Source organism: Exiguobacterium sp. s80 (assembly GCF_018618725.1).
GTDB lineage: Bacteria > Bacillota > Bacilli > Exiguobacteriales > Exiguobacteriaceae > Exiguobacterium_A > Exiguobacterium_A oxidotolerans.
The window spans coordinates 1,053,903-1,079,569 of record NZ_JACSMP010000001.1 but is presented as its reverse complement, the minus strand read 5'-3'; the positions used below and the strand labels follow the sequence as shown (position 1 = coordinate 1,079,569).

At 46.1% G+C, this 25,667-nt stretch carries 21 protein-coding genes; 20 read left to right on the top strand and 1 reads right to left on the bottom strand.

The genetic code is table 11. The features are described from left to right. Positions 1-86: 86 nt before the first annotated feature. The 13 genes from pnp to KNP94_RS05655 all read left to right on the top strand — a co-directional run bounded on the left by pnp (position 87) and on the right by KNP94_RS05655 (position 18,140). Positions 87-2,306 (top strand): polyribonucleotide nucleotidyltransferase, encoded by a 2,220-nt coding sequence (gene pnp, locus KNP94_RS05715; RefSeq protein WP_088837342.1) that lies wholly within the window; start codon positions 87-89, stop codon positions 2,304-2,306. Positions 2,307-2,380: 74 nt separating this feature from the next. Further along, complete coding sequence (locus KNP94_RS05710) at positions 2,381-3,613, top strand: M16 family metallopeptidase (protein ID WP_214845121.1); 1,233 nt, start codon at positions 2,381-2,383, stop codon at positions 3,611-3,613. A gap of 62 nt (positions 3,614-3,675) precedes the next feature. Next, positions 3,676-5,139, top strand: coding sequence for a UDP-N-acetylmuramoyl-L-alanyl-D-glutamate--2,6-diaminopimelate ligase (locus tag KNP94_RS05705; protein ID WP_088837340.1), 1,464 nt, complete (start codon positions 3,676-3,678; stop codon positions 5,137-5,139). Continuing rightward, on the top strand, positions 5,136-6,395 hold the full coding sequence (locus tag KNP94_RS05700) for a lipid II:glycine glycyltransferase FemX (protein ID WP_029330720.1): 1,260 nt from the start codon (positions 5,136-5,138) through the stop codon (positions 6,393-6,395). Before KNP94_RS05705 ends, KNP94_RS05700 begins: the two co-directional genes overlap by 4 nt. Further along, a complete protein-coding gene (locus KNP94_RS05695; RefSeq protein ID WP_251131906.1) occupies positions 6,395-7,057 on the top strand; it encodes a M15 family metallopeptidase in 663 nt (220 codons plus the stop codon). Before KNP94_RS05700 ends, KNP94_RS05695 begins: the two co-directional genes overlap by 1 nt. 153 nt (positions 7,058-7,210) lie before the next feature. Then, positions 7,211-8,875 (top strand): ribonuclease J, encoded by a 1,665-nt coding sequence (locus KNP94_RS05690; RefSeq protein ID WP_029330716.1) that lies wholly within the window; start codon positions 7,211-7,213, stop codon positions 8,873-8,875. Positions 8,876-8,944: 69 nt separating this feature from the next. Then, on the top strand, positions 8,945-11,113 hold the full coding sequence (locus KNP94_RS05685) for a DNA translocase FtsK (protein WP_214801834.1): 2,169 nt from the start codon (positions 8,945-8,947) through the stop codon (positions 11,111-11,113). Between the two features lie 246 nt (positions 11,114-11,359). Beyond that, positions 11,360-12,376, top strand: a complete 1,017-nt coding sequence (locus KNP94_RS05680) for a BMP family lipoprotein (protein WP_214765118.1) — start codon at positions 11,360-11,362, stop codon at positions 12,374-12,376. A 222-nt stretch (positions 12,377-12,598) separates the two neighbouring features. Next, positions 12,599-13,318, top strand: a complete 720-nt coding sequence (locus KNP94_RS05675) for a GntR family transcriptional regulator (RefSeq protein WP_029330710.1) — start codon at positions 12,599-12,601, stop codon at positions 13,316-13,318. Positions 13,319-13,445: 127 nt separating this feature from the next. Continuing rightward, entirely contained in the window at positions 13,446-14,513 is a 1,068-nt protein-coding gene (locus KNP94_RS05670) for a BMP family lipoprotein (protein ID WP_215115414.1), read from the top strand. Positions 14,514-14,581: 68 nt separating this feature from the next. Next, positions 14,582-16,111: an ABC transporter ATP-binding protein gene (locus tag KNP94_RS05665; RefSeq protein WP_088837336.1), complete on the top strand. Its 1,530-nt coding sequence runs from the start codon at positions 14,582-14,584 to the stop codon at positions 16,109-16,111. Continuing rightward, a complete protein-coding gene (locus KNP94_RS05660; RefSeq protein ID WP_088837335.1) occupies positions 16,108-17,181 on the top strand; it encodes an ABC transporter permease in 1,074 nt (357 codons plus the stop codon). The genes KNP94_RS05665 and KNP94_RS05660 overlap by 4 nt, the downstream gene beginning before the upstream one ends. Then, positions 17,181-18,140 carry an ABC transporter permease gene (locus tag KNP94_RS05655; protein ID WP_029330703.1) on the top strand — a complete coding sequence of 320 codons (960 nt, stop codon included), beginning with the start codon at positions 17,181-17,183 and terminating at the stop codon, positions 18,138-18,140. Before KNP94_RS05660 ends, KNP94_RS05655 begins: the two co-directional genes overlap by 1 nt. A gap of 127 nt (positions 18,141-18,267) precedes the next feature. Here KNP94_RS05655 and KNP94_RS05650 read toward each other — a convergent pair whose 3' ends face one another. After that, positions 18,268-18,516 carry a ferredoxin gene (locus KNP94_RS05650; RefSeq protein ID WP_012370689.1) on the bottom strand — a complete coding sequence of 83 codons (249 nt, stop codon included), beginning with the start codon at positions 18,514-18,516 and terminating at the stop codon, positions 18,268-18,270. A gap of 276 nt (positions 18,517-18,792) precedes the next feature. Here KNP94_RS05650 and KNP94_RS05645 point away from each other — a divergent pair, with 276 nt between their 5' ends. The 7 genes from KNP94_RS05645 (at position 18,793) to KNP94_RS05615 (ending at position 25,597) form a co-directional block, all read left to right on the top strand. After that, complete coding sequence (locus KNP94_RS05645) at positions 18,793-19,809, top strand: YpbB family protein (RefSeq protein ID WP_214765116.1); 1,017 nt, start codon at positions 18,793-18,795, stop codon at positions 19,807-19,809. Then, positions 19,809-21,239, top strand: a complete 1,431-nt coding sequence (locus KNP94_RS05640) for a RecQ family ATP-dependent DNA helicase (protein WP_251132573.1) — start codon at positions 19,809-19,811, stop codon at positions 21,237-21,239. The genes KNP94_RS05645 and KNP94_RS05640 overlap by 1 nt, the downstream gene beginning before the upstream one ends. 37 nt (positions 21,240-21,276) lie before the next feature. Further along, entirely contained in the window at positions 21,277-21,471 is a 195-nt protein-coding gene (locus KNP94_RS05635) for a hypothetical protein (protein WP_029330697.1), read from the top strand. Positions 21,472-21,542: 71 nt separating this feature from the next. Then, positions 21,543-22,427: a MerR family transcriptional regulator gene (locus tag KNP94_RS05630; RefSeq protein WP_215115413.1), complete on the top strand. Its 885-nt coding sequence runs from the start codon at positions 21,543-21,545 to the stop codon at positions 22,425-22,427. Positions 22,428-22,486: 59 nt separating this feature from the next. Beyond that, positions 22,487-23,077: an adaptor protein MecA gene (locus KNP94_RS05625; protein WP_215115412.1), complete on the top strand. Its 591-nt coding sequence runs from the start codon at positions 22,487-22,489 to the stop codon at positions 23,075-23,077. Between the two features lie 175 nt (positions 23,078-23,252). Continuing rightward, complete coding sequence (locus KNP94_RS05620) at positions 23,253-24,197, top strand: D-alanine--D-alanine ligase (RefSeq protein WP_029330692.1); 945 nt, start codon at positions 23,253-23,255, stop codon at positions 24,195-24,197. Between the two features lie 134 nt (positions 24,198-24,331). Next, a complete protein-coding gene (locus KNP94_RS05615) occupies positions 24,332-25,597 on the top strand; it encodes a Glu/Leu/Phe/Val family dehydrogenase (protein ID WP_029330690.1) in 1,266 nt (421 codons plus the stop codon). Positions 25,598-25,667 lie beyond the last annotated feature (70 nt).

The following is a 25,667-nucleotide window of genomic DNA, read 5'->3' as shown; positions in this document are numbered from 1 at the left end:
TTTGCCGATTCGTGGACATTTGGCGCAAGAACCTACATAATTAGATTTGAATGAAAAAACGGATAGTAGTGAGAGGAGATTTGTGCATGTCACAAACAAAACAGACGTTTTCGACCGAACTCGGTGGACGTACTTTAACAATTGAAATCGGTCAACTGGCCAAACAAGCGAACGGGGCAGCGATGATTCGCTATGGCGAGACAGCCGTCCTCGCAACAGTCGTTGCGTCGAAGCAACCGAAAGACTTGGATTTCTTCCCATTAACAGTGAACTATGAAGAAAAATTATACGCAGCAGGTAAAATTCCAGGAGGTTTTTTAAAACGTGAAGGCCGTCCTGGAGAAAACGCGATTTTAACTTCACGATTAATTGACCGTCCGATTCGTCCACTCTTCCCAGAAGGATTCCGTCATGACATTCAAGTCGCGACGACAGTTCTTTCTTCAGATGCGGACAACTCGTCAGAAGTCGCAGCGATGATTGGTGCTTCGATTGCCCTTTCCATCTCGGATATTCCGTTTGACGGTCCAATCGCTGGTGTGACGATTGGTCGCGTTGATGGAGAGTTCATCATCAACCCAACGGCAAGTCAGTCGGAAGCAAGCGATATCGATTTACAAGTCGCAGGGACAAAACATGCCGTCAACATGGTCGAAGCCGGTGCGAAGGAAGTACCGGAAGAAGCGATGCTCGAAGCGATTCTTCTCGGACATGACGTCATCAAAGAATTGATTGCGTTCCAAGAGGAAATCGTTGCTGCCGTCGGGAAAGAGAAATTTGCCTACACGGTGTCATCATTTGATGAAGCACTTGTTGCGCGTCTGAAGACGGAAGCATTAGCAGAAGTCACGACAGCGGTTCAAGTCGAAGAAAAACAAGCGCGTGACGTCGCGATCAACGAAGTCATCTCAAAATATATTGATCTTTACGCAGCCGACGAGTCGGTCACGGAAGCACAACTTGCTGAAGTTTCTGGTGTATTGAATAAGTTCGTCAAAGCGGAAGTTCGTCGTCTCATCACAGAAGATAAAGTACGTCCGGATGGTCGTGGACTTGCTGAAATTCGTCCGCTCGACTCAGAAATCGGTCTCTTGCCACGTGCTCATGGTTCTGGACTCTTTACACGTGGTCAAACACAAGTCTTGTCTGTCGCGACGCTTGGTGTCGCTGGAGACGCACAAATCATCGATGGACTTGGTTTGAAAGAAGAAAAACGTTTCATGCACCATTACAACTTCCCGCCGTTCTCAGTCGGGGAAGCGCGTCCAATGCGTGCACCAGGTCGTCGTGAAATTGGTCACGGAGCACTTGGAGAGCGTGCCTTACAGCCTGTCTTGCCATCAGAAACAGATTTCCCGTATACGATTCGTCTCGTCTCGGAAGTGCTTGAATCAAATGGATCTTCTTCACAAGCCTCAATCTGTGGATCAATCCTCGCGATGATGGATGCCGGTGTCCCGCTTAAAGCACCAGTTGCAGGAATCGCGATGGGATTAATTAAAGAAGGCGAAAATTATTCAATCTTAACAGACATTCAAGGTATGGAAGATCACCTCGGCGACATGGACTTTAAAGTCGCAGGAACAAAAGATGGTGTAACTGCTTTACAAATGGATATGAAGATTGGCGGCATCACGCGTCAAATTCTTGAAGAGGCGCTCGAACAAGCACGCCTTGGCCGTTTGCACATTCTTGAACACATGAATTCGATCATTGCAGAACCACGTGTCGAGTTGTCGAAATATGCACCGAAAATCGTTACCCTCAAAATCAATCCGGATAAAATCCGTGATGTGATTGGACCCGGCGGTAAAGTCATCAATGCAATCATCGATGAAACAGGCGTCAAGATTGATATCGACCAAGATGGTACGGTCTTTATCGCATCGACAGATCAAGATGGCATTAATCGTGCACGTCAACTCGTCGAGGACATCGTTCGTGAAGTCGTCATCGGTGAAGAGTTTGACGGGACAGTCCGCCGGATTGAGAAATTCGGAGCGTTCGTTGAGTTGTTCAAAGGAAAAGACGCACTCGTCCACATCTCTGAGCTTGCACTTGATCGTGTCGGTCAAACGGAAGATGTCGTCAAACTCGGCGACAAGCTGAAAGTCCGTGTCACAGAAGTTGATGATAAAGGTCGTGTCAACGCCTCACATAAAATCCTTCTCGTTGAAGGAATGAGCGCGGAAGACCGTGCAGCATACGATGAAAAGAAAAAAACAGAGCGTGACAACCGCCCGCCACGTCGGGATACAGGATCTCGCCCACCACGTGACGGACAACGTCCACCACGTCGTAACTAATGAAAACAAGGTGGCTCAACGGTGCGGATGTCGCAACGAGGGCCACCTTGTTTCCGATTCAGGAGGAAACTATTATGGTCGAACGGATACAGCTACAAAACGGAGTACGAATCATCATCGAACGGATGCCGAGCGCGCGGAGCGTAGCAACAGGAATTTTCATCAAGGCCGGCTCACGAACAGAAACGCTTGAGGAACATGGAATCAGTCATTTAATCGAACATATGGTCTTTAAAGGGACAGAACAGTTCTCGGCGAAAGAGATTGCGGTTTACTTCGACCGACTTGGTGGAAATATTAATGCATTCACAAGTAAGGATCAAACGTGTTATTACGTTAAGACATTAGATGAACATGCAGCGACGGCATTTGATGTCCTAGCGGATATGTTCCTCGACTCGACGTTCGACGAAGAAGAACTCGAAAAAGAGAAACGGGTCGTCATCGAAGAAATCAAGATGTACGAAGATACACCAGATGATCTCGTCCATGAACTGCTCGCAATCGCAGCCTATGGCGAGGACGTCATGGCGCGACCAATCCTTGGGACGGAAGAGAGTGTTCTTAAAATCAATCGGCAGATGATTACGGAATACATGAAACAGGCGTATGCACCGGACCAAATCGTCATCTCGATTGCGGGTCACGTATCGGATGCTTTAGTGGAACAAGTGAAGGAGCGGTTCAGTGTCATGACACCGAGTGAAATCTCGCGTCCGATTCAGCTTCCCGAACTAAAAAATGATGTAATCCGTAAGGAAAAGGATACAGAACAGGTCCATCTTTGTTATAATTTCCGTGCAATCGATTCTACGGACGATCGTTTACCGGGACTTGCATTATTGAATAATGCCTTTGGAGCGACGATGTCTAGCCGCTTGTTCCAATCCATTCGTGAAGAACGCGGACTGGCGTACTCTGTCTTTTCGTACTACACGACATTTGACGACCATGGGACGTTCACGATTTACGTCGGTACTTCACACGAAACACTGAAGGAAGTCGAAGATGTCTTAGAAGCAGAAATCAAACTGTTGCTTGCGAATGGTTTGACGGATAAAGAAGTTGAAGATGGCATCGAGCAACTGAAAGGTTCACTCATTCTCGGGAATGAAGGAACATCAAGTCACATGAACCGAAATGCACGAAATGAACTTCATCTGGAAAAACACCCGACGTTAGAAGAAGTCATCGAAGAGGTGGAGCGCGTCACTAAAGAAGATATTCAAGGATTGATCACACATATCTTCGAAGAACCACCAGCAAAAGCGTATATCTTACCGGAAATGGAAGAAGAAACCGTGTGAGAGAAGCTCTCAACTAAAAAAAACCATACAGAAAACATGTTGTCGAGAAAGAAGGAATACCCTTGAATTTAGCTGAATTAATCGAAGCCATCCAAATTCAAAAAATTGAACGGATGGTAGATGCGGAAGTCGTCTCTTTGACGACAGATTCACGTGACGTGAAGCCTGGGACATTATTTGTCGCGATTAAAGGATATACAGTAGATGGACACGATTACGCTCGACAGGCTGAATCGAGCGGAGCAATTGCAATCATCGCTGAACACGCGCTCGATGTGACGATTCCTGTCATTCTTGTCAGAAGTACGACGCGGGCAATCGCTGAACTTGCAGGGAAATTCTATGATTATCCTTCCGAAAAAATGCGGATGATTGGCATTACAGGAACAAACGGAAAAACGACGACGACGACGATTGTTCGTGACGTCTTGGCGCGCCTAGGGCGTAAGACAGGAATCATCGGGACCGTCGAAGTGAAGATTGGTGACCGTGTCGTTCCAAGTCGGAATACGACGCCACAAAGCTCGGAACTGCAAGCATTTTTCCATCAGATGTACCAAGAGGGCGTTGAAGACGTCATTATGGAGGTATCGTCGCATGGATTAGAGCTAGGACGTGTCACGGGCGCAGATTTTGATGTGGCAGGATTTACGAACTTAACGCATGATCATCTCGATTTCCATAAGACGTTCGAAAACTACGCCCGCGCAAAAGGGTTATTGTTTGCACAACTCGGACAGCGCCTATCGGATGAAAAAGTAGCCGTCTTGAATGCAGACGATGCGACAAGTGAATTGTTTGAGATGATGACGGGTGCGCGCGTGTTAACATATGGCATTGATCAGCCCGCGGATTTGCAGGCACACAACATTACACAGACACTTCAAGAGACGACATTTACGATGGATTATCAAGAAGAGTCGATTGAATTGACGGTCCAATTCATTGGTCGTTTTAACGTCTATAACTTGTTGCTCGCAACAGGTATCTTATTATCACTCGGCTATCGTTTACCTGAGATTTCGAACGCGATCACTCAGATTCAGCCAGCCCAAGGGCGGATGCAACGTTTACCGATCGACGGGTATAATGTCTATGTCGATTACGCCCATACACCAGATGGAATCGAGCAATGTCTGAAGGCTCTCGTCGATGTCCCGAAAGAGAAGATTATTTTCTTGATTGGAACAGGTGGAAATCGGGATGTGACGAAACGTCCGATGATGGGACAATTGGCATCGACCTATGCCGGGACGGTCATCGTCACGACGGATGATCCGCGCTTTGAGTCTTATGAGTCGATCACATCAGGGATTGCGTCAGGGATGCTTCATGACCAATTCGTCGAAATTGGCGATCGAGTCGAAGCCGTTCGATATGCAGCGAGTCTTGCACGTCCCGATAATATCGTCATTCTCGCAGGAAAAGGGCATGAAAAATATCAAATCATTGGTGACGAAAAAACACCACTCGACGAAGAACAAATCGTCAAAGAGATGATACGCCAATTGGAGGAAAAGCAGTGAATTATCAACCACTTGAATTAACGACAGAACGATTTGAAGCGTTTGTTAAAACACATCCAAAAGGGGACTTATTACAGTTGCCGGCATGGGGAGACGTCAAACAGGCGACAGGATGGACCCATCAGCGGATTGCTGTTGGAACGCCGGACGGTCAACCAATCGGTGTCGCTTTACTCTTATTTAAGCAAGTGCCGAAACTACCGTTTACGTTATGTTACGCACCGCGCGGATTTGTCGTCGATTATGCAAATAAAGAAGCCGTCACAGCACTGCGTGATCTCGCGATTAAGGTGGCAAAACAACATAAAGCCATCGCCATCAAATTGGATCCGAACATTGATCGTGATGAAGACCCGACACTGCTGACAGAAATGATGGCCCTCGGATTTAAGCATAATGGTTTTGGTGGCGGCTTCGATCATGCGCAACCGCGTTTTACGATGGAGACGAGCCTTGAAGGAACGGAGAAAGAAATCTTTGATCGGTTTCATTCAAAGTTTCGCTACAACGTCCGACTGGCTGAACGAAAAGGAATTGTTTGCTATGAAGCGAGTCGTGAAGAACTGAAAACGTTCGCGAAGTTGATGGTCGAAACGGGCGAACGGGACGGGTTCTCGATCCGTGGTCTTGACTACTTCGAAAATCTCTATGATCATTTGCGTCCGAACGGGGATGCGGCACTCTTTTTAACAAAACTTGATGCGGCGAAGGCACTTGAAAGCACGGAAGCATTATTGTTACAAGCTGATCGCGAATTGGCAAAAATCCACCGACAGCTTGAAAAGGAGACGACGGAGAAAAAAATCAAGAGTCTGAACAATCGTCTCGAACAGACGACAGCACAAATCGACAAGGCTGAGAAATCAAAAACTGAGTTGATGGCAATTGCCGCGAAGCATCCGGACGGCGTCATTCTCTCAGGTGGATTATTGACGCTTGCCGGTCGTCGTTCTTACTATTTATATGGTGCGTCGTCAAATGAGTATCGTGAGTTCATGCCGAATCACTTGATGCAGTGGACGATGATGCAGTATGCCAAAGCGCACGGCGCCGTATCGTATGATTTTGGTGGCGTCAGTGGATCGACGGACCCGGATGATCACTATGCAGGGTTATACGCGTTTAAGTCGGGCTGGGGCAGTACGATGATTGAAAAAATCGGAGAATTTGATTACGTTCTCAACAAACCTCTTTATCTTGTGCTTGAAACAGGTCTACCGATTCTGAAGCGATTACGGAAGAAGTTTCGTCGCTAATGAAGAGAGGGACAATCTTTGCCTGGATCTTGTTTTTATTCGCGATGTTCGCGGTCGGGTTGTTTCTTGCTGCTTCAACAAATCGTTTGCCGTCTGTTCTACTAGACCAACCAGATTTAGGAATTGACAGCTGTCCCCGGGATGTAGCAGGGGAGAACCGTTTGATTAATGCTAGTCGCGACAACCTCAAACAGCTCCACCCAGCCGTCGAAGCAGGGGCAGAGGATTTGATTCGAATTAGCCACTCTTGCTACGATATCGATATTCGAATCACGCAAGGTTATCGCACTGAAAAACAACAGGATGCCCTCTATGCACAAGGTCGTTCAACGTCTGGTGACATCGTAACAAATGCGCGTGGCGGGGAATCAATGCATAACTACGGTCTAGCGATTGACTTCGTACAAATGATTGATGGCGGGATTTCATATGACATTGACTACGATGGCAATCAATCAGGCAAGAGTGATTGGCGAGAGGTCGCCGATGTTGGTAAAGCCCTTGGATTTGAGTGGGGTGGCGACTGGAAGCGTTTTGTTGATTATCCGCATTTCGAGATGAATTTCAATTATTCTTTAAGTGAATTGAAGTCCGGTGCACGACCGAGTAAGCAAGAAAAGGCCAATCGAACTGAGGAAATCGAGCACTTGCTTGAATCCTGATGAAGCGTCATACCGGACATGTTCTGATTCGGTATGACGTTTTTTTTTAATTTTCCTAGTCCCGTTGTTGGCAGGAAGGCAAAGTTCGGCTAGAATAGTGATAGTGATAAGTGGACGGCTCACGAAAAGTGAATACAAATAGGAGGTCATGTTGTGTCAAAGAAAAAGACGGAAAAAGTAAGCGTCTTTGCTCTTGGTGGGGCTGGTGAAATCGGTAAGAACATGTACGTCGTCGAACTCGACGAGGACATCTTCGTAATCGATGCTGGCTTGATGTTCCCAGGAGATGAGATGCTTGGAATTGACAAAGTCATTCCAGACATAAGTTATCTGAAGGAAAACAAAGAACGGATTCAAGGGATTTTCATCACGCACGGTCACGAAGACCATATCGGCGCACTCAGTTACGTCTTACGTGACTTGAAAGTGCCTGTATACGGGACACGCCTGACACTCGGATTGATTGAAATCAAATTAAAAGAAGCCGGTTTATTGAAGAAGGCAGATCTTCGTCCAATTGATGCCAAGACGAAATTAACCGTTGCGGGACATTTCATTACGTTCTTCCGCGTCAACCACTCGATACCGGATGCGGTCGGGGTTTGTATCCAAACATCACAAGGAGCCATCGTTCATACGGGGGATTTCAAGTTTGACTACACACCAGTCGACGGGAAACAAGCAGATTTCGGTAAGATTGCAGCAATCGGGCAACGGGGCGTTTTATGTCTTCTATCTGATTCAACGAATGCAGAGCGGCCAGGGATGTCCGGTTCAGAGTCGACGGTCGGGTCCGAATTGAACGACGTCATCTATGAAGCACCAGGTCGTGTTATCGTTGCATCGTTCGCATCGAACGTTCACCGCTTGCAACAAGTATTCGCAGCGGCCGAAGCGAATAACCGGAAAGTTGCAGTCGTCGGACGAAGTATGGTCAACATCGTCGAAGTCGCGCAACGTTTGAACTATTTACGGTTCAAGCAAAAAACATTGATTGAGTTATCAGAAATCAATCGCCTTGATGATAACCAAGTCGTCATCTTGACGACCGGTTCACAAGGCGAGCCGATGGCGGCATTAACACGGATGGCACGCAATGCACATAAACAAGTCAACATCCGTCTTAACGATACAGTCGTCGTCGCAGCGTCACCAATTCCAGGGAACGAGAAATCGGTTTCGAAAACAATCGATCTGTTGTTCCGTGCCGGGGCGAACGTCATTTATAACCAACGTAAAGTTCACGTGTCTGGTCACGGTCACGCAGAAGACTTGAAGTTGATGCTCAACTTAATCAAACCGAAGTTCTTTATTCCGATTCACGGAGAATTCCGGATGCAAAAAGCGCATAGTCGTCTCGCACAGACGGTAGGTGTCAATGCAAACAACATCTTCATTATTGAAAATGGTGATGTGGTCGAATTTGAAAAACGTAAAGCACGCATGTCACGTAAAGTGAATGCCGGAAATGTGTTGATTGACGGGATTGGTGTAGGAGATGTCGGGAACATCGTCTTACGTGACCGTCGTCTCTTGTCTCAAGATGGTGTCGTTCTCTGCGTCATCACGATTAGTCGGAAGAACAAAACGATCGTGTCAGGCCCAGAAATCATCTCACGTGGATTCGTCTACATGCGTGAGTCAGAAGATATGATCAATGAGGCTAACCGAATCGTCGCGAAACAACTCCAAGGAAAATTAACGGGAGAACTCGATTGGACTGAAATGAAGTCGTTGATCCGAGATAAGCTGAGTTCTTATCTATATGAACAGACAAAACGTCGTCCAATGATTTTGCCGATCATCATGGAGATTTAACAAGAAGAGCGACTCAGATCGACCAATTCCTGGTCAGCTGAGTCGTTTTTTTATCAGGAGGTAGTATAGATGGCGACGACAAAAAAGAAACCTGTTCGCAAACAAACGACGGCACGGAAACGACCGCCGGCTAAAAAACAACGCCCTCCGATTCAATATCGTACATATGTAGGTGTTTTCGCTGTTTTGTTATTACTAGCCTATCTTCTTGCGTTAGGAGAATTTGGACGAGTCGGTGAGAAGTTCGCCGAGTTCGCTTTTGATACGGTCGGTCAATTCGGCTCGTTGCTTTATGGCTTGTCAGGGAGTTTGCTCCTCTTGTTCCTATCGCAACTCGAGCGACAAAAAAAATGGGCGATCAGTTTACTCGCAGTCGGTCTTTTAATTTGGATTGATTTAATATTAGGAGAGCCGAGGGGTACATTAAATGCTTGGCTCTATCAAGGATCGGCCTATTACATTTCGAGTTTTGGTGCTTTCTTGATTGGGTTGTTTTTAATTGGCACAAGCGTGCACCTGCTTCATCCGTTATTCTTCAGTGAACTGGCGCATGGAATGCTCGAGCGGGTGGAAGCGTTTCGAAATCGTGAGCGGTCTTTACCTGAACGCAAGGAGCGTCCTGTCAAAGAGGCTAAAAAACAAAAAGAACGTAAACCACTCGAACGGCAAGCAAAACCAACGACAGCTAAACAGGAGACTGCTGTGCCGTCACTTCCGGAAAACGAACCAGAAGATGCAGTGGAGAGTATTCAAGACGTCCCGATCATCGGGTTCGCGGACCATGTCGAACCGCAGGCGGCTGAACTACAAGGTCCGTTGACGATGACTGAAACACCGGACGGATACCAATTGCCTTCTCTTGAATTATTGATGGAACCGACATCAAAAGATTTATCAGGTGAGAACAAACGCCTCAAGGACAATGCAACGAAATTGATTGCGACTTTAAAGTCGTTCGGGATTGGGGCAAAGGTCTTAAAAATTCATTTAGGTCCAAGTGTCACGAAGTATGAAATTGAACCGCATCAAGGAATCAAGCTCAGTCGGATTACGGGACTCGCAGATGACCTGGCGCTCGCGCTCGCTGCGAAGGACATTCGAATCGAAGCACCGATTCCGGGAAAGGCAGCGGTCGGGATCGAGGTGCCGAATCGTGAAGTGGCGATGGTCTCACTTCGGGAAGTCCTCGGAGCAGAAAGCGTTCAAGCCGATCCTGATCGATTACTTGTCGCTCTTGGACGGAGTATCTCGGGAGAGACCGTGACGGCGAAGTTAAACAAAATGCCACACGTGTTAGTCGCAGGATCGACGGGATCCGGGAAGTCAGTCTGTATCAATGGGATGATCGTCTCGATATTGATGCGGGCACGACCGGATGAAGTCCGTTTGATGATGATCGATCCGAAAATGGTTGAGTTGAATGTCTACAATGGTATTCCGCATCTTCTTGCACCCGTCGTCACCGATCCGAAAAAAGCTGCGCAAGCCTTAAAACAAGTCGTTTCAGAGATGGAACGGCGGTATGAAATCTTCAGTCAGAACGGCGCCCGCAACATCGAAGGCTACAATGCATTGATTGATAAGATGAATGCGGAAGAGAAAGTCCATCAACGCCTACCTTACATCGTCGTCATTGTCGATGAGTTAGCAGATTTGATGATGGTCGCTTCAAACGAAGTCGAAGATGCCATCATGCGTCTTGCTCAGATGGCACGGGCAGCCGGCATTCATATGGTCATCGCAACACAGCGGCCGAGTGTCGATATCATCACGGGTGTCATCAAAGCGAACATACCGTCTCGGATTGCTTTCAGCGTATCAAGTGGAACGGATTCTCGCACCATCCTCGATACGAGCGGGGCAGATAAGCTACTCGGACGAGGGGACATGCTGCTCCTTGGAAATGGGATGAATAAACCTGTTCGTGTCCAAGGGGCGTTCTTATCGGACGAAGAGGTTGAAAAAGTCGTCAACCATGTCATCAGTCAACAAAAAGCACAGTACGTGGAAGCGATGATTCCAAAAGATGTTCCTGAGGGTGAATCTGACGTCGACGATCCGTTGTATGATGAGGTTGTTCAGTTCATCTTAACGCAAGATACAGCCTCGACGTCAATGATACAGCGGAAGTATCGGATTGGTTATAATCGCGCTGCACGACTGATCGATGCATTAGAAGAGAATGGCCTCGTCGGTCCGTCAGAAGGATCGAAACCACGCCGAGTCATCGGACGTTAAGTAATAACAGAGAACCAGCGTTCACATGATGAGCGTTGGTTTTCTTTACGTGTAAGAAAATATAAAAAAAAGTCTAAATGAGAACGATTTCAGGAAAATAGTTGTCAGACGTCTGTTGATTTTATACGCATGTTTTGTCATACTCAGTCATATGAGTTGACCTACCTCTCACAGAGGTAAGTGAGCGACTTTTACACAAATAGATAATGAAAGCGCTCACATAAATGGAAGAGGAGATGAATGACAATGAAGAAAAAACAAGTACTTGTGTCAGCAATGACGGTAGCAACAGTGGGACTCGCAGCATGTGGAGGATCAGATGATAGTGCAAAGGGAAACAAGGACGAGTTTTCTGTCGCAATGGTTGCCGATAAAGGCGGAATCGATGATAAATCGTTTAACCAGTCGGCGTGGGAAGGTCTGCAAGCGTATGGAAAAGAAAACGACCTTCAGAAAAATGAGGGTTACTCGTACCTTCAATCAAAATCGCAACAAGATTACCAACCGAACTTATCGCGTCTTGCACGAGCGGGAGAAGATTTGATTTTTGGGATTGGGAATACGTTTAATGAAGATATCAAAACGGTTGCCGATCAGTTTAAAGATACACAGTTTGCAATTATCGATAACGTCGTCGAAGGAGACAACGTGACATCGATTACGTTTAAAGAAAACGAAGGTGCCTACCTTGCGGGAATCGTTGCCGCGATGGAAACGAAAACAGATCACATCGGCTTTGTCGGTGGAATGAAGATGGATGTAATCGAACGCTTCCGGGCAGGCTTTGAAGCTGGGGCAAAATCCGTTAATCCGAACATCAAAGTCGACGTACAGTACGCAGAAGATTTCGCTGCACCTGAAAAAGGACAAGCAATCGCAGCAGGCATGTATGGTAAAGGGGCAGATATCATTTTCCCGGCAGCCGGTGGAACAGGAAACGGCGTCTTCACAGAAGCGAAAAACCGGAAGAAAAATGGAGAAGAAGTTGCTGTCATCGGTGTCGATCGTGACCAACAAGAAGAAGGCATGCCAGAAGATGTCACGTTGACATCTGTCATCAAACGAGTGGACTTAGCGGTCAAAGATACAGCGAATGAAGCGAAAGCTGGAAAACTCACAGGTGGAGAGACGATTCGTTACGGTTTGAAAGAGCAAGGCGTTGACATCATTGAGTCAGAAAAAATCTCGAAAAAGACACTCGACATGCTCGAACAAGCGAAAGAAAAAGTCATTTCAGGTAAAACAGAAGTACCTGAACAATAAGCGTCAAAGGAAGAGCGGGCATTCTTAGGTAGAACGCCCTATTTTCTTCCAACAATAGATACGATATGAAAAGGGTTACAAAAGCGCCAGAAGTCAGACTTCTAACCTGTTACAAAATGATTGCAGGATTGTGTTCGACGTCATATACTTATCTTGGCTGGAGTTCTCATACGTCAGAAGTCTGAGCACTGGTTACAACTAGATAGAGGATGGAGATGCGTCATGTCGATTAAATTAGATCATCGTTTGCTTTACTTACGAGTGATTGAAAAGATTAAGTCTGACATCGATGACGGCGTTTACAAGGAAGGCGAGAAACTACCTTCAGAGTTTGAACTTTCAAAGCAACTTGGCGTTAGTCGAGCGACTCTTCGGGAGGCTTTACGAATTCTTGAAGATGAGAACATCGTCATCCGTAAACACGGTGTCGGTACGTTTATCAATGCAAGACCACCATTCACGTCGGGGATTGAAGAATTGTACAGTGTGACGGAGATGATTGCGCGCGCTGGGATGATTCCAACGTCTGAAGTCTTATCTTCAGAAATGGTTCAACCGACAGAACGTGACCGAGAACGTTTCCAACTTGGTCCGGATGAACTGGTTTATCGAATCGAACGAATTCGACTTGCAGGAGATGTTCCTGTTGTCTATTGCGTCGATAAGATTCCAAGCCATTATATTAAAAATGAAGAACAGTTTACGTCTTCGACTTCACTGTTCGACGCACTAGAAAAAGAACTAGGTCGTCGGGTCACACATGCGGTGACGCATATCGAACCTCGAATCGATCCGAAAATCGCTGAACAATTACATACGGACCAACCCTTGCTCGCGTTGCGACAAACGCATTATGATGAGCTCGACCGATCCGTTCTTTATTCAGCGAACTATTTCCGTGCGGATAAGTTTGATTTCCATGTCATCCGTAAACGTGTATAATCGATTGTTTTAGGAGTTTTACTGAAAGCGCTTCCGCCAACCTACGTAACGCTCCTCATCACCAGCCTCAGGTGCTTGACGTAGTCAGGAACTTTGTATGACCATATTCGAAAGGGGATTATTTCAGATGAAAAAGAAGTCACTTCTCGCATTAGCAGCAACAGGTTTAGCAATGAGTTCGGTACTCGCAGCATGTGGTAGCAACGATGATTCTAAAGATTCAGGAAGCGGCGAAAAAGACGGCTTCAAAGTAGGTATGGTCACAGATACAGGCGGTGTTGATGATAAATCATTCAACCAATCTGCGTGGGAAGGCATTCAGAAGTTCGGTAAAGATAACGATTTGAAAGAAGGAACTGGTTACAAGTACCTTCAATCAGCAAAACAATCGGATTATCAACCGAACTTACAACAATTAGCACGTGCGAACTACGACTTGATTCTCGGAATCGGGTTCTTGATGGCAGAAGATATCGGTAAAGTAGCGGATCAGTTTGACGACAAGAACTTTGCACTCGTCGATATGGTCGTTGATAAGCCGAACGTCGCGTCAATCGTCTTCAAGGAAAACGAAGGTTCGTTCCTCGTTGGTGTCGTCGCGGGTCTTACTACGAAAACAGATAAAGTCGGATTCGTCGGTGGCGTAAACTCAGACTTAATCAAAAAGTTTGAAAGTGGATTTAAAGCAGGCGTCATGGCTGTCAAACCAGATGCAAAAGTTGAAGTTCAATATGCAGAAGATTTCAATGCTGCTGAAAAAGGACAAGCAATCGCTTCAGGGATGTACGGCAAGAAAGTTGACGTGATTTATCACGCAGCTGGCGGTACAGGACAAGGTGTCTTCACAGAAGCGAAAAACCGTAAGAAAAACGGTGAAGATGTTTGGGTCATCGGTGTTGACCGTGACCAAGTCGAAGAAGGTATGCCAGAAAACGTGACATTGACGTCAATGGTTAAGCGTGTTGATACAGCAGTTGAACAAGTTGCGAAAGATACGAAAGATGGCAACTTCCCAGCAGGTAAAGTCGTAGAATTCGGTCTTAAAGATGGCGGCGTTGATATCGCACCTTCACAAGACAACATTGAAAAAGACGTCTTGACGAAAGTCGAAGACTACAAAAAACAAATCATCGATGGAAAGATCACAGTTCCAGGAACTGACGATGAGTATAAAGAGTACGAAGCATCACTTTAATAAAATGGAAGCGGGGGTCGCTAGCATTGCGGCCTCCCCTTTTAAACTAAACATGGGAGTGGATTTTCTTGGAATACGTCATTGAGATGCTAAACATACGAAAAGAGTTTGGCAGTTTCGTCGCAAATGATAATATCACGCTCCAGCTTCGGAAAGGTGAGATTCACGCTTTACTTGGTGAAAACGGTGCCGGAAAATCGACGCTGATGAACGTCTTATTTGGTTTGTATCAGCCTGAGGCTGGAGAAATTCGCGTACGCGGTGAAAAAGTTAATATTACGAGTCCGAACGTCGCGAATGATCTTGGAATCGGCATGGTGCATCAACACTTCATGCTCGTTCAAAATTTCACCGTCACGGAAAACATCATTTTAGGTGCAGAACCGAAATCGGGTCTTAAAATCGACCGCGCAACTGCCCGGGAGAAAGTACGCCAAATTTCGGAGCAGTATGGTCTTGCGGTAGATCCAGATGCAAAAATTGAAGATATTTCAGTCGGGATGCAACAACGTGTCGAGATTTTAAAGACACTGTATCGTGGAGCTGACATTCTCATCTTCGATGAACCATCGGCTGTATTGACGCCTCAGGAAATCAAAGAATTGATTCAAATCATGAATCGGTTGATTGCTGAAGGTAAGTCGATCATCTTGATCACACATAAATTGAAGGAAATCATGGAAGTCGCAGATCGCTGTACGACGATTCGTCGTGGTAAGTACATTGGTACAGTTGATATCGATGAAACGATGACACAGTCGAGACTCGCTGAAATGATGGTTGGCCGTGAAGTAAACTTTGATGCGGAGTATTCCAAGGCAAATCCACAAGAACTCGTTCTCGATGTAAAAAACCTCGTCGTTAAAGACGGTCGTGGGATTAAAGCAGTCGACGGACTGAACTTAGATGTTCGAGCCGGCGAAATCGTCGGGATTGCAGGGATTGATGGGAATGGTCAAACTGAATTGATTGAAGCAATCACAGGATTAAGAAGAGCCGAAAGCGGAGAAGTATTCTTAAACAACAAATCAATCAAAAACCTGAAGCCGCGGAAAGTGACGGAAGCGGGCATCGGTCATATTCCTCAAGACCGTCATAAACATGGACTCGTTCTTGATTATTCAATCGGTCATAACATGGTCTTACAAACGTACTATCAAAAACCGTATTCAAAAGCAGGCATCATGAACTATAAGCAGGTCATGGAAAAAGCTCAAACGTTAATTGAGAAGTTCGACGTCCGAACTCCAAGTCCTGAAACATTTGCTCGCGCCTTATCGGGCGGGAACCAGCAAAAAGCCATCATCGCGCGTGAAGTCGATCGTTCACCTGACTTATTAATTGCTGCGCAACCAACACGTGGACTCGATGTCGGTGCAATTGAATTCATTCATGAGCAGTTAGTACTTGAACGGGAAAAAGGACGCGCTGTCCTCTTGATTTCGTTTGAACTCGAAGAAATTTTACAAGTCTCAGACCGCATTGCCGTTCTGTATGAAGGACGGACAGTAGCCTTTCTCGATCCTAAGGAAACGAATGAAATTGAACTCGGCTTCCTGATGGCTGGCGGTAAGAAAGAGGAGGTAGGTCGTTCATGAAACTCGAACGTTTTTATGGGATTTTGATTCCAATCTTGTCAATTATCCTCGGGATGGTAGTTGGTGCCATCGTCATGTTGATTGGTGGTTATGACCCAATCGCTGGATTTGATCAACTGTTTTACGGAATCTTTGGTGAACCGTATAGTATCGGAGAAACGTTGCGTGCAGCAGCACCATTGATTTTTGCGGGTCTCGCCGTCGCCTTTGCCTTTCGAACGGGATTATTTAACATCGGGGTTGAAGGTCAAGTTTTAGTCGGTTGGATGGTCGCGGTCTGGATCGGGATTTCTTTCGATCTCCCGACAGCAATCCACTTGCCACTCGCGTTAATCGGAGCGGGTTTAGCGGGGGCACTTTGGGCTGCGGTTCCAGGTATTTTAAAAGCGCGTTTCCATGTCCATGAAGTCATCACGTCAATCATGATGAACTACATCGCGTTGTATGTGACGAATGATATTTTACGTCACGTCATCGGAATCAAAAACGAGCGGACAGATTCAGTCAAAGAAACGGCTTCGTTGGCTTCACCATTCTTGCAAGAGTTAACGGATTTTTCGCGTTTGCACAATGGGATTTTCATTGCCATCGTCGCCGCACTCGTCTTCTGGTTCATTCTTTGGAAGACGACGCTCGGTTACGAGTTACGTGCAGTTGGATTTAATAAAAGTGCTGCAGAGTATGCCGGTATGGGTGTCAATAAGAATATCATTCTCTCATTCGTCATCTCTGGTGTATTCGCTGGATTTGCTGGTGCGATGGAAGGGTTAGGGACATTCCAAAACATGACGCTAAACGCATCCTTTACGGGTGTTGGATTTGACGGAATCGCCGTCGCCTTACTTGGTGCGAACAACCCGATCGGAGTCGTTCTGGCCGCGTTATTATTTGCCGGACTCAACATTGGCGGATTGTCGATGCAACAAATCGGGATTCCACCAGAACTGATTAAAATCATCATCGCCTTCATCATCATCTTCGTCGCTTCCGGTTACGCGATCCGTCTCGTCATCGAAAAGCTGACGGTTAAAAGAGCAGAAGGCAAAAAAGTGAAAGGAGCCGATAAATAATGGGCTTTCTAGATGTACTTTATATTATCGTACCGATCGCGCTTGCCTATTCGGCTCCATTGATCATCGCAGCGCTCGGTGGTATTTTCAGTGAACGTTCTGGTGTCGTCAACATCGCGCTTGAAGGCTTGATGGTCATGGGAGCATTCACGGGTGTTGTTTCAGCCCTGACATTATCGAAGATGGGATTCGGCGCTGCTAGTCCATGGATCGCGATGTTAATCGCTATCGTCATCGGGGCAATCTTCGCTTTATTCCTTGCAGTGCCTGCGATTTTGTTCCGTGCCGACCAAACGGTACTTGGTGTCGCGATCAATATCTTAGCAGTTGGTCTTGCGATTTTCTTAGTCCGTGCCTTTTATGGAAAAGGACAAACAGACTCGATTCCGAACCGGATTTCGAAAGAGAATGTGCCGTTCCTATCTGATATTCCTGTTTTGAAAATGTTTTTTGCAAACGTCTACTATACTTCGTACATTGCGATCATCTTAGCAGTTGTGGCATGGTTCGTCGTCTTTAAGACACCATTCGGTCTTCGTCTCCGTTCTGTCGGAGAACATCCGATGGCAGCAGATACGATGGGGATTAACGTCACGAAGATGCGCTTTATCGGAGTCATGATTTCAGGCGGATTCGGTGGTCTTGCGGGTGCAGTTTATGCAACTTCGATTTCATTGAACTTCAGCGTGACGACGATTCTCGGGCAAGGTTTCCTTGCGATCGCCGCGATGATTTTCGGAAAATGGAATCCGCTCGGTGCAATGGCAGCTGCCTTGTTCTTCGGTTTCGCTCAAGCGATTTCGATTATCGGACAACAGTTACCATTACTCGATCAAATTCCTCAAGTCTATCTTTTGATTGCGCCTTACGTCTTAACGATCCTTGCACTTGCTGGTGTCGTCGGTCGCGCCGATGCACCAAAAGCTGTTGGTGTACCGTACATCAAAGGGAAACGATAACGATCATTCAGGTATTCTTGTTAAAAAAAGCTGTACGGATCGACCGATTGGGTCGAACCGTACAGCTTTTTTGATGTATGGTCATAAAAAAAACAGCATGGCGTGAAGCTACCATACTGTCAAATACTTATTCGTATTTTAATGCGTCGCCTTCGAATGATTCGTCCGCCACTTTAATTGAATCAGTTGGGCAACCTTCGAATGCGTCAATCATGTCATCGAACAATGCTTCCGGGATTTCTGCTGTCCCTTTGTTATCGTCTAGAATGACGTATGCTAAGCCCTCGTCATCATAGTCATAGATATCAGGTGCTGCGGCACCACAAGCGCCACAAGCGATACACGTGTCTTTATCGACAATCGTAAATTTAGCCATTTTGTATTTCTCCTCTCTATTCGAAAACATGATTGATCTAGTATTGTTCTCATCTATATGTCATTGTATCGGACTCATGCATTCTTTTCAATGAGGAAGCGGTAGAAGTATTCAAACAAAGTAACAGGATGCGATGGAAATAGTCGGGTAAGGCGCAGTAGGTGCGTTAATCTAAGAAAGAGGTTTGGAAAGGTCAAGCTAATTATGCTATACATATAAACGAATGAAGACGATACTTTAAATATAATCAAACCGATCGAAGGTGAGGGGGAGTGGATGAAATTGACTGTCGTCAATCAAGTTTTGTTAGAAACCATTAGTCGTCTCCGGGGTGAACGGACAGATCGTAGCCTCTTTCATATCCTTCAAGGAAAACGTTCGGCAACATCACTCCAGGATGCACATTTCTATGAATTAGAAACTGTCTTTGGGGTGCTGCCCTTTCGACGAGAAACATTCGATCGGCTACTGCTTGAGCTGGAACAGCAGGGTTTCATTGAACGAGCGGAAACGTTGCGCATCACGGAGCTTGGTGAATCCTCGATCAAAGTACCGTTTTTAATCGATGACATGGGCGGTGAATTGCGTGGATTTCCAATCATTTTATGGAAACGCTTAAGCCTTTTGATTCAAACCGTCGTTTGTCTCGAACAAAAACGATTTTTCGTACCGGTTCAGCAAGACGTCGCGATAAAGGACTGGGTCCGGCGATACGTCAAAGGGATGCCGCAGCGTACGCAGTGGATTGATCAGGTGTACCATGAATTACGAGAGGCGTTGCGTCAGCTGTCGGTAAAAGAAGCGACGCTCATCAGTTACCGCTTGTCGGGGTTGAAAACAGGTTTGTCTTACCCGCAACTTGAAGAGAAACTTGACAGTGACGTCTTGTCGCTCCGCTTGGAATTTATGATGGCTTGGCGAAAATGTCTGCGTCACTTGGATGAAGCAGGACTGATTTTACGTCTTGGTGAAGATATTGATCAATCGAAGATGACACAATCAGCACAGAAAACGTGGGATATGTTACGTAACGGATTTGCTTTGAATGAAATCTCCGAGCGGCGCCGCCTGAAGAAGAGCACGATGGAAGATCACCTCGTCGAAATTGCGATGTACAGTGACGTATTCCCGCGGAGCCAATTCTTATCGGATGCACAATTTAAAGAAGTGATTGAAGTAGCAAATCGAAACGAGACATTTTCGTTGAAACGAATTAAAGGTGAATTGAAGCTTGAGACCGATTATTTTCAAATTCGTATCGCGTTAGCGCGAAAAAGATGGGAGGAGAGATGATGGAGACTGTCTTAAAACGTTATTTTAAGCATGACCGCTTTCGAGCAGGTCAAAAAGACATCATTGCATCCGTTTTAGCAGGTCGCGATACGGTCGCCATCTTGCCGACCGGGGGAGGGAAGTCGATCTGTTATCAACTTCCGTCCTATTTGTTGCCAGAAGGGTTGACCGTCATCCTTTCGCCGCTCTTATCGTTGATTGAAGATCAAGTCATGCAAATCAAAAGTCGCGGTGAACGTTCCGTTGCTAAATTGACGTCGCACGAAACAAAAGACCAAAAAGAGCAGATTTTACGTCACCTGAGTCAACTTCGGTATTTGTATTTGTCACCGGAACAATTGGCGATGCCGAACGTCAAACAACGGCTTCAGCAAACAAACATTAATTTATTCGTCGTGGATGAAGCGCATTGTATTTCACAATGGGGTCATGAGTTTCGCCCCGAGTACGCGAAGCTTGGAATCGTAAAGAAACAACTCGGAAACCCGACTTGTTTAGCTTTGACGGCAACAGCAACGAAACAAGTGGAACAGGATATGTTAAGAGGCTTAGAGCTGTCGGACCCGACGATTATCCGGCATTCCGTCAATCGACCGGAAATTCAATTTATCGTCGAAGACGTTGAGCCTGATCAAAAAGATCATGTGCTGGTAAACTGGTTAACGAAGGTAGAACGTCCGTGTGTCATCTATACGACGACAAGAAACGAAGCAGAGCGTGTCGCACGTCTAATCACGAAGGCGACATACTACCATGCAGGACTCGAAGCAGAGGATCGTCAATTGATCCAACAACAATTCTTACATGATGAGATTGAGTGTCTCGTCTGTACAAGTGCCTTCGGCATGGGGGTCAATAAAGGGAATGTCCGGACCGTCATCCATTACTCGATGCCGGCGACGATTGAAGCCTATATGCAGGAAGTCGGTCGGGCAGGGCGAGACGGAGCGCCGTCGACAGCGCTACTGCTCTATGCAAAGGGGGATCACCGTCTACAGCAGTTTCTAGTCGAAAAGCAGTATGCCCCTGTGCTTTGGATTGACCAATTGTTAGCGGGCATGGCACGTCAGGAACCGCTTGAAACGATGGAACGGCGTTTAGGGTTAGATGTCGAAGATCCAGCGTATCGTTTATTAAAATCGCAACTCAGTGATCGCTGGTCGCGTGAGGACATCATCGCTTGGCAAGAAGAGCGAAAAAAGATACGTTTACGTGAACTTATGCAAATGATAAATTATATTCAAAGTATAACGTGTCGACGAACGTTCATCTTGAATCATTTTGATGAGCAACCGATCGTCCAGGACCGGTGCTGTGATATTTGTGGTAATACGACAAAACGATCACCGCAAAAAAGGCATACGATTGAAATTTTGGATTGGGAACAACGACTAGAAGAGGTCTTTTTTTCATCAGCCGATTCAGTGTAAACTAGTATTATCCTTATTTTTAGAAAAGGTGATGAATTTGAGTAAATACGATCAACGAAAGAACCGACAAGAAGAACCAAAATCAAGCTTACCACCACGTTCTTCACGAATTGAACATGTGCGGAATGAACGGTTAAAGCAACCCTTTGTCAAAAATCCGTTAGCCATCACGCTGACGATTCTTATGATTACAATCATTATCGCCTTCGTTTCCCTCGGTTTCATGATGTAAGGGCACATTGTGAACAGAGATTATTTTCCTTTACGGGTATACTGAAAAGGAGAAGGAAGGAGGCACGGTGCATGGATCGTGGGAAATATAATATCAAAGCAGTCGCTGCATTAGTAGGGCTCAACCCAACGACCATTCGTGCTTGGGAAAGGCGATATCAAGTGCTTGATCCGGACCGGAGTGAATCTGGGCATCGCATCTATAGTGATAGCGATGTCGCGAAGCTCCGCTGGATTGTAGACAAACAAAAAGAAGGACTATCTGTTTCGAAAGCGATTCAACTGTACGAAATGCCTGTCAGTCGCACGGAGCTTCCACTTGATTATGGTGTTGAACTACGTGAACAACTGTTTGAGGCATTAACGACATTTGAGGAACGACATGCCCATGACATCATGAATAAGGCATTCTCGATGTTTAGTTTCGATAAGGTGATTCAAGATATCGTCGGACCGTTGCTGCACGAAATCGGCTCGAAGTGGGAAAATGGTGAAATTACGATTGCGCATGAACATTTTGCGACAGCCTTTTTACGGGCCCGCCTTTCGACATTATCGTTGCAAATGCCGATCAATCCTTTTTTACCGCGCATTTTATGTGTATGTGCGCCAGAAGAAGAACATGAATTGGGATTGTTATTTTTTACGCTATACTTACGCCAATCCGGCTTCGATGTGATTTTTCTTGGAGCAGGAATTCCCGTGTCAGATCTTGTGACGGTGACGAAACAATTAGTACCGCGTGCTGTCGTCCTTTCGTGTACGATTTCTGACCACCTCAGTCTTTTAGATGAAGCGCTTGTCGAACTACGACAGGCTGTACCGAACGTCGAGATTGGTCTAGGTGGTTATGCCGTCGAACAGCTCCCTGAAAAATACGCGGATCATCTCCTCGGGACGGACGATTCCTCCTGGAAAAGTTGGTTAAGTCGACTCACTCCGACAACTGGTGTATAGTGTGATTCATATTGAACGGAGAAGTTGTTTTTCTCCGGCATTGACTGGAGGAGTCTTAGATGAGATTTGAGACATTTAAACAAGGGCATTTACGTGTGTTTATTACGAAGCAGGAACTATCCGTTCACGACGTTCGACCAGAAACACTGGCAGTTGGAAAAGGACAGGACCTATTACGTAACCTGTTAGAAGAAGCAGAATCAAATTTTGGATTTCATGCGGTCGGGACACTCGAATTTTTTGTGACATTCTTTCCGAATGACGGGATGTTGGTCGATGTACGACGAGAAGGTGAATTACCAGAAGAAACGTTTGATGAATTTGATCAAGTAGAAATTCGGATGACCGTCGATATCGTACATCATGTCCTGTATCAACTCGAAGAATTCGAGGACGTCATTCAAGCGAGCCACGGATTGCTTCGCCACGTTCCGATGACGGAAACGGGTGGTAGGCTGTACTACTTCGAAGGACGGTATTACTTGTATTTCGAGGAACGGATGGCAGAGGCGCTTGAACGGACGATTACGACCGTACTGTCTGAATATGGCGTACCAAGTGCGAAAAGTCCGCTCGCGATGGCGGAATACGGAAAAACACTTCAGCGTTCGGATGCAATCAAAATGATCGCCGGGACATTTTCCGTGTAAATGATGATTTTTAACGAATCGGCACATACGACGATTCTTTTTAAGGCCACTGACCGGTTTCTGACGGAAAGTGGTCTTTTTCATGAGGAATCATCAGTTAACACCATTTTGTATTTTTTCGTTGAAAGAGTGATGGTATGATAAACAGTGAACGTAAGATGAAGGAGTGAAGAGTATGAGAGTGGCAGTATTATATGGTGGGATTTCTGGAGAACGTGAGGTTTCGTTAAGTAGCGGGAAGTCCGTGATTCAAGCATTGGAGGGAAAAGGGCACGAAGTCGTTGCCATCGATTTCCATCCGGAACGTGCTGAAGAAATTTTCAATCTGGATGTTGAAGTCGCCGTCATTGCTCTTCATGGAAAATATGGAGAAGATGGTCGTGTCCAAGCATTACTAGAGTTAGCGGATATTCCGTATACTGGATCAGGTGTGTTGGCTTCCGCATTAGCGATGGATAAAGCACGGTCGAAGTTGCACTTTGAGAAGGCTGGCATTCGGATTGCGCGTGATGTCTTGATTGAACGCGGTGACGACATCGCAGATAAGGTCCGGCAGTGGGGCGGTGAATTCCCTTGTGTCGTCAAACCGGCTCAAGAAGGATCGTCAAATGGATTGACGATTGCGATGGACGACGCGATGTTACGAAGCGGAATCGAACTCGCTTTTCAGGCAGACGATGCGGTTTTGATTGAACAATTCATTAAAGGGCGAGAAGTAACCGTACCGGTGCTCGGCCAAAAAGGTGCTGAAAAAGCGTTGCCCGTCATCGAAATCATTCCTAAAAATGAATTTTATGATTATGAATCAAAATATGCAGTCGGTGGATCAGAGCATATCTGTCCTGCTGATTTTGACGAGGTGACGACACAAAAATTACAAGAGTGGGCAGTCCTCGCCCATCAAGTCCTCGGATGTTCGGGCTATTCCCGTTCTGATTTCCTGGTGCCTGAAATCGGTCATCCCGTTATTTTAGAAACCAATACGCTACCTGGTATGACAGCGACAAGTCTATTCCCGGACGGGGCACGGGCAATCGGGATTGATTATCCAGAGCTAGTCGAATCGTTTATCAATCTAGCGATTACACGTCATCAAGCGACTTCGAACAACATAAAGTAAACGAAAAAGAGTAGATGATAGAAAGCGCTTACAAATATAGTAGGAATCCCTTTCATTACACGTCGGAACAAGGTATACTTTATCCGAACAAGGAAACGGCATAGGGGATGCCACTTATGGGGAGGAACGTTGGAATGATCACTGACCAACAACATGCGAATCATCGGAAAAACGTACTTGAAGCAACACAGGAAATCGTAAAAGAAGCTCTTGAGAAGTTGGGTTACCCGGACGAAATGTATGAATTGTTAAAAGAACCGTTGCGAATGTTAACGGTTCGGATTCCAGTTCGGATGGACGATGGGTCAACAAAAATCTTTACCGGCTACCGGGCGCAACACAATGATGCTGTCGGTCCGACGAAAGGTGGAATCCGTTTCCACCCGAACGTAACGGAAGTCGAAGTCAAAGCGTTATCAGTCTGGATGAGCTTGAAGGCAGGAATCGTCGATTTACCATACGGTGGTGGTAAAGGTGGAATCATTTGCGATCCACGAGAGATGAGTTTCCGGGAAATCGAGCGTCTGAGTCGTGGCTATGTCCGTGCAATCAGTCAAATCGTTGGTCCGACAAAAGATATTCCAGCACCTGATGTCTTCACGAACTCACAAATCATGGCCTGGATGATGGATGAGTACAGCCGGATTGATGAATTCAATTCACCGGGCTTCATTACAGGAAAGCCGTTAGTACTCGGTGGTTCCCACGGGCGTGAGACTGCGACAGCTAAAGGGGTCGCCATCATGATTCGGGAAGCTGCTGCGAAAAAAGGGATTACATTAGAAGGAGCCCGCGTCGTCGTTCAAGGGTTTGGTAATGCAGGGAGCTTCTTATCGAAGTTCATGCATGATTTGGGGGCGAAAGTCATTGCGATCAGTGATGCATATGGCGCTCTCCATGATCCGAACGGACTGGATATCCCATATTTACTTGATCGTCGCGATTCGTTCGGGACGGTGACGACGCTGTTCAAAAATACAATTTCAAATAAAGAACTGCTCGAATTAGAGTGTGACATTCTTGTTCCGGCAGCGATTGAAAATCAAATCACGGAAGATAATGCGCATGACATTAAAGCGCGAATCGTCGTCGAAGCAGCCAACGGTCCGACGACGAATGAAGCGACTAAAATTCTCGCAGATCGTGAAATCTTGATTGTTCCCGATGTCTTGGCTTCAAGTGGTGGCGTAACGGTGTCCTACTTTGAATGGGTTCAAAACAACCAAGGGTATTACTGGACGGAAGAAGAAGTGCATGAAAAGCTTGAAAAAGTACTCGTGAACTCGTTTAATCAAGTGTATCAAACATCGCATACACGAAATGTTGATATGCGCCTCGCTGCCTACATGGTAGGCGTTCGTAAAATGGCGGAAGCCTCACGCTTCCGTGGATGGGTTTAATTTGAAAAAGTTCACTTCTTACAGGAGTGAACTTTTTTCATGTAACTTAAATTCTTTCTTCGTTTGCTCA

Coding starts and splice junctions, on each gene's coding strand:
- pnp (WP_088837342.1), top strand. CDS start 87: ATGTCACAAACAAAACAGACGTTTTCGACCGAACTCGGTGGACGTACT.
- KNP94_RS05710 (WP_214845121.1), top strand. CDS start 2,381: ATGGTCGAACGGATACAGCTACAAAACGGAGTACGAATCATCATCGAA.
- KNP94_RS05695 (WP_251131906.1), top strand. CDS start 6,395: ATGAAGAGAGGGACAATCTTTGCCTGGATCTTGTTTTTATTCGCGATG.
- KNP94_RS05685 (WP_214801834.1), top strand. CDS start 8,945: ATGGCGACGACAAAAAAGAAACCTGTTCGCAAACAAACGACGGCACGG.
- KNP94_RS05680 (WP_214765118.1), top strand. CDS start 11,360: ATGAAGAAAAAACAAGTACTTGTGTCAGCAATGACGGTAGCAACAGTG.
- KNP94_RS05675 (WP_029330710.1), top strand. CDS start 12,599: ATGTCGATTAAATTAGATCATCGTTTGCTTTACTTACGAGTGATTGAA.
- KNP94_RS05670 (WP_215115414.1), top strand. CDS start 13,446: ATGAAAAAGAAGTCACTTCTCGCATTAGCAGCAACAGGTTTAGCAATG.
- KNP94_RS05660 (WP_088837335.1), top strand. CDS start 16,108: ATGAAACTCGAACGTTTTTATGGGATTTTGATTCCAATCTTGTCAATT.
- KNP94_RS05655 (WP_029330703.1), top strand. CDS start 17,181: ATGGGCTTTCTAGATGTACTTTATATTATCGTACCGATCGCGCTTGCC.
- KNP94_RS05650 (WP_012370689.1), bottom strand. CDS start 18,516: ATGGCTAAATTTACGATTGTCGATAAAGACACGTGTATCGCTTGTGGC.
- KNP94_RS05645 (WP_214765116.1), top strand. CDS start 18,793: ATGAAATTGACTGTCGTCAATCAAGTTTTGTTAGAAACCATTAGTCGT.
- KNP94_RS05640 (WP_251132573.1), top strand. CDS start 19,809: ATGGAGACTGTCTTAAAACGTTATTTTAAGCATGACCGCTTTCGAGCA.
- KNP94_RS05630 (WP_215115413.1), top strand. CDS start 21,543: ATGGATCGTGGGAAATATAATATCAAAGCAGTCGCTGCATTAGTAGGG.
- KNP94_RS05625 (WP_215115412.1), top strand. CDS start 22,487: ATGAGATTTGAGACATTTAAACAAGGGCATTTACGTGTGTTTATTACG.
- KNP94_RS05620 (WP_029330692.1), top strand. CDS start 23,253: ATGAGAGTGGCAGTATTATATGGTGGGATTTCTGGAGAACGTGAGGTT.
- KNP94_RS05615 (WP_029330690.1), top strand. CDS start 24,332: ATGATCACTGACCAACAACATGCGAATCATCGGAAAAACGTACTTGAA.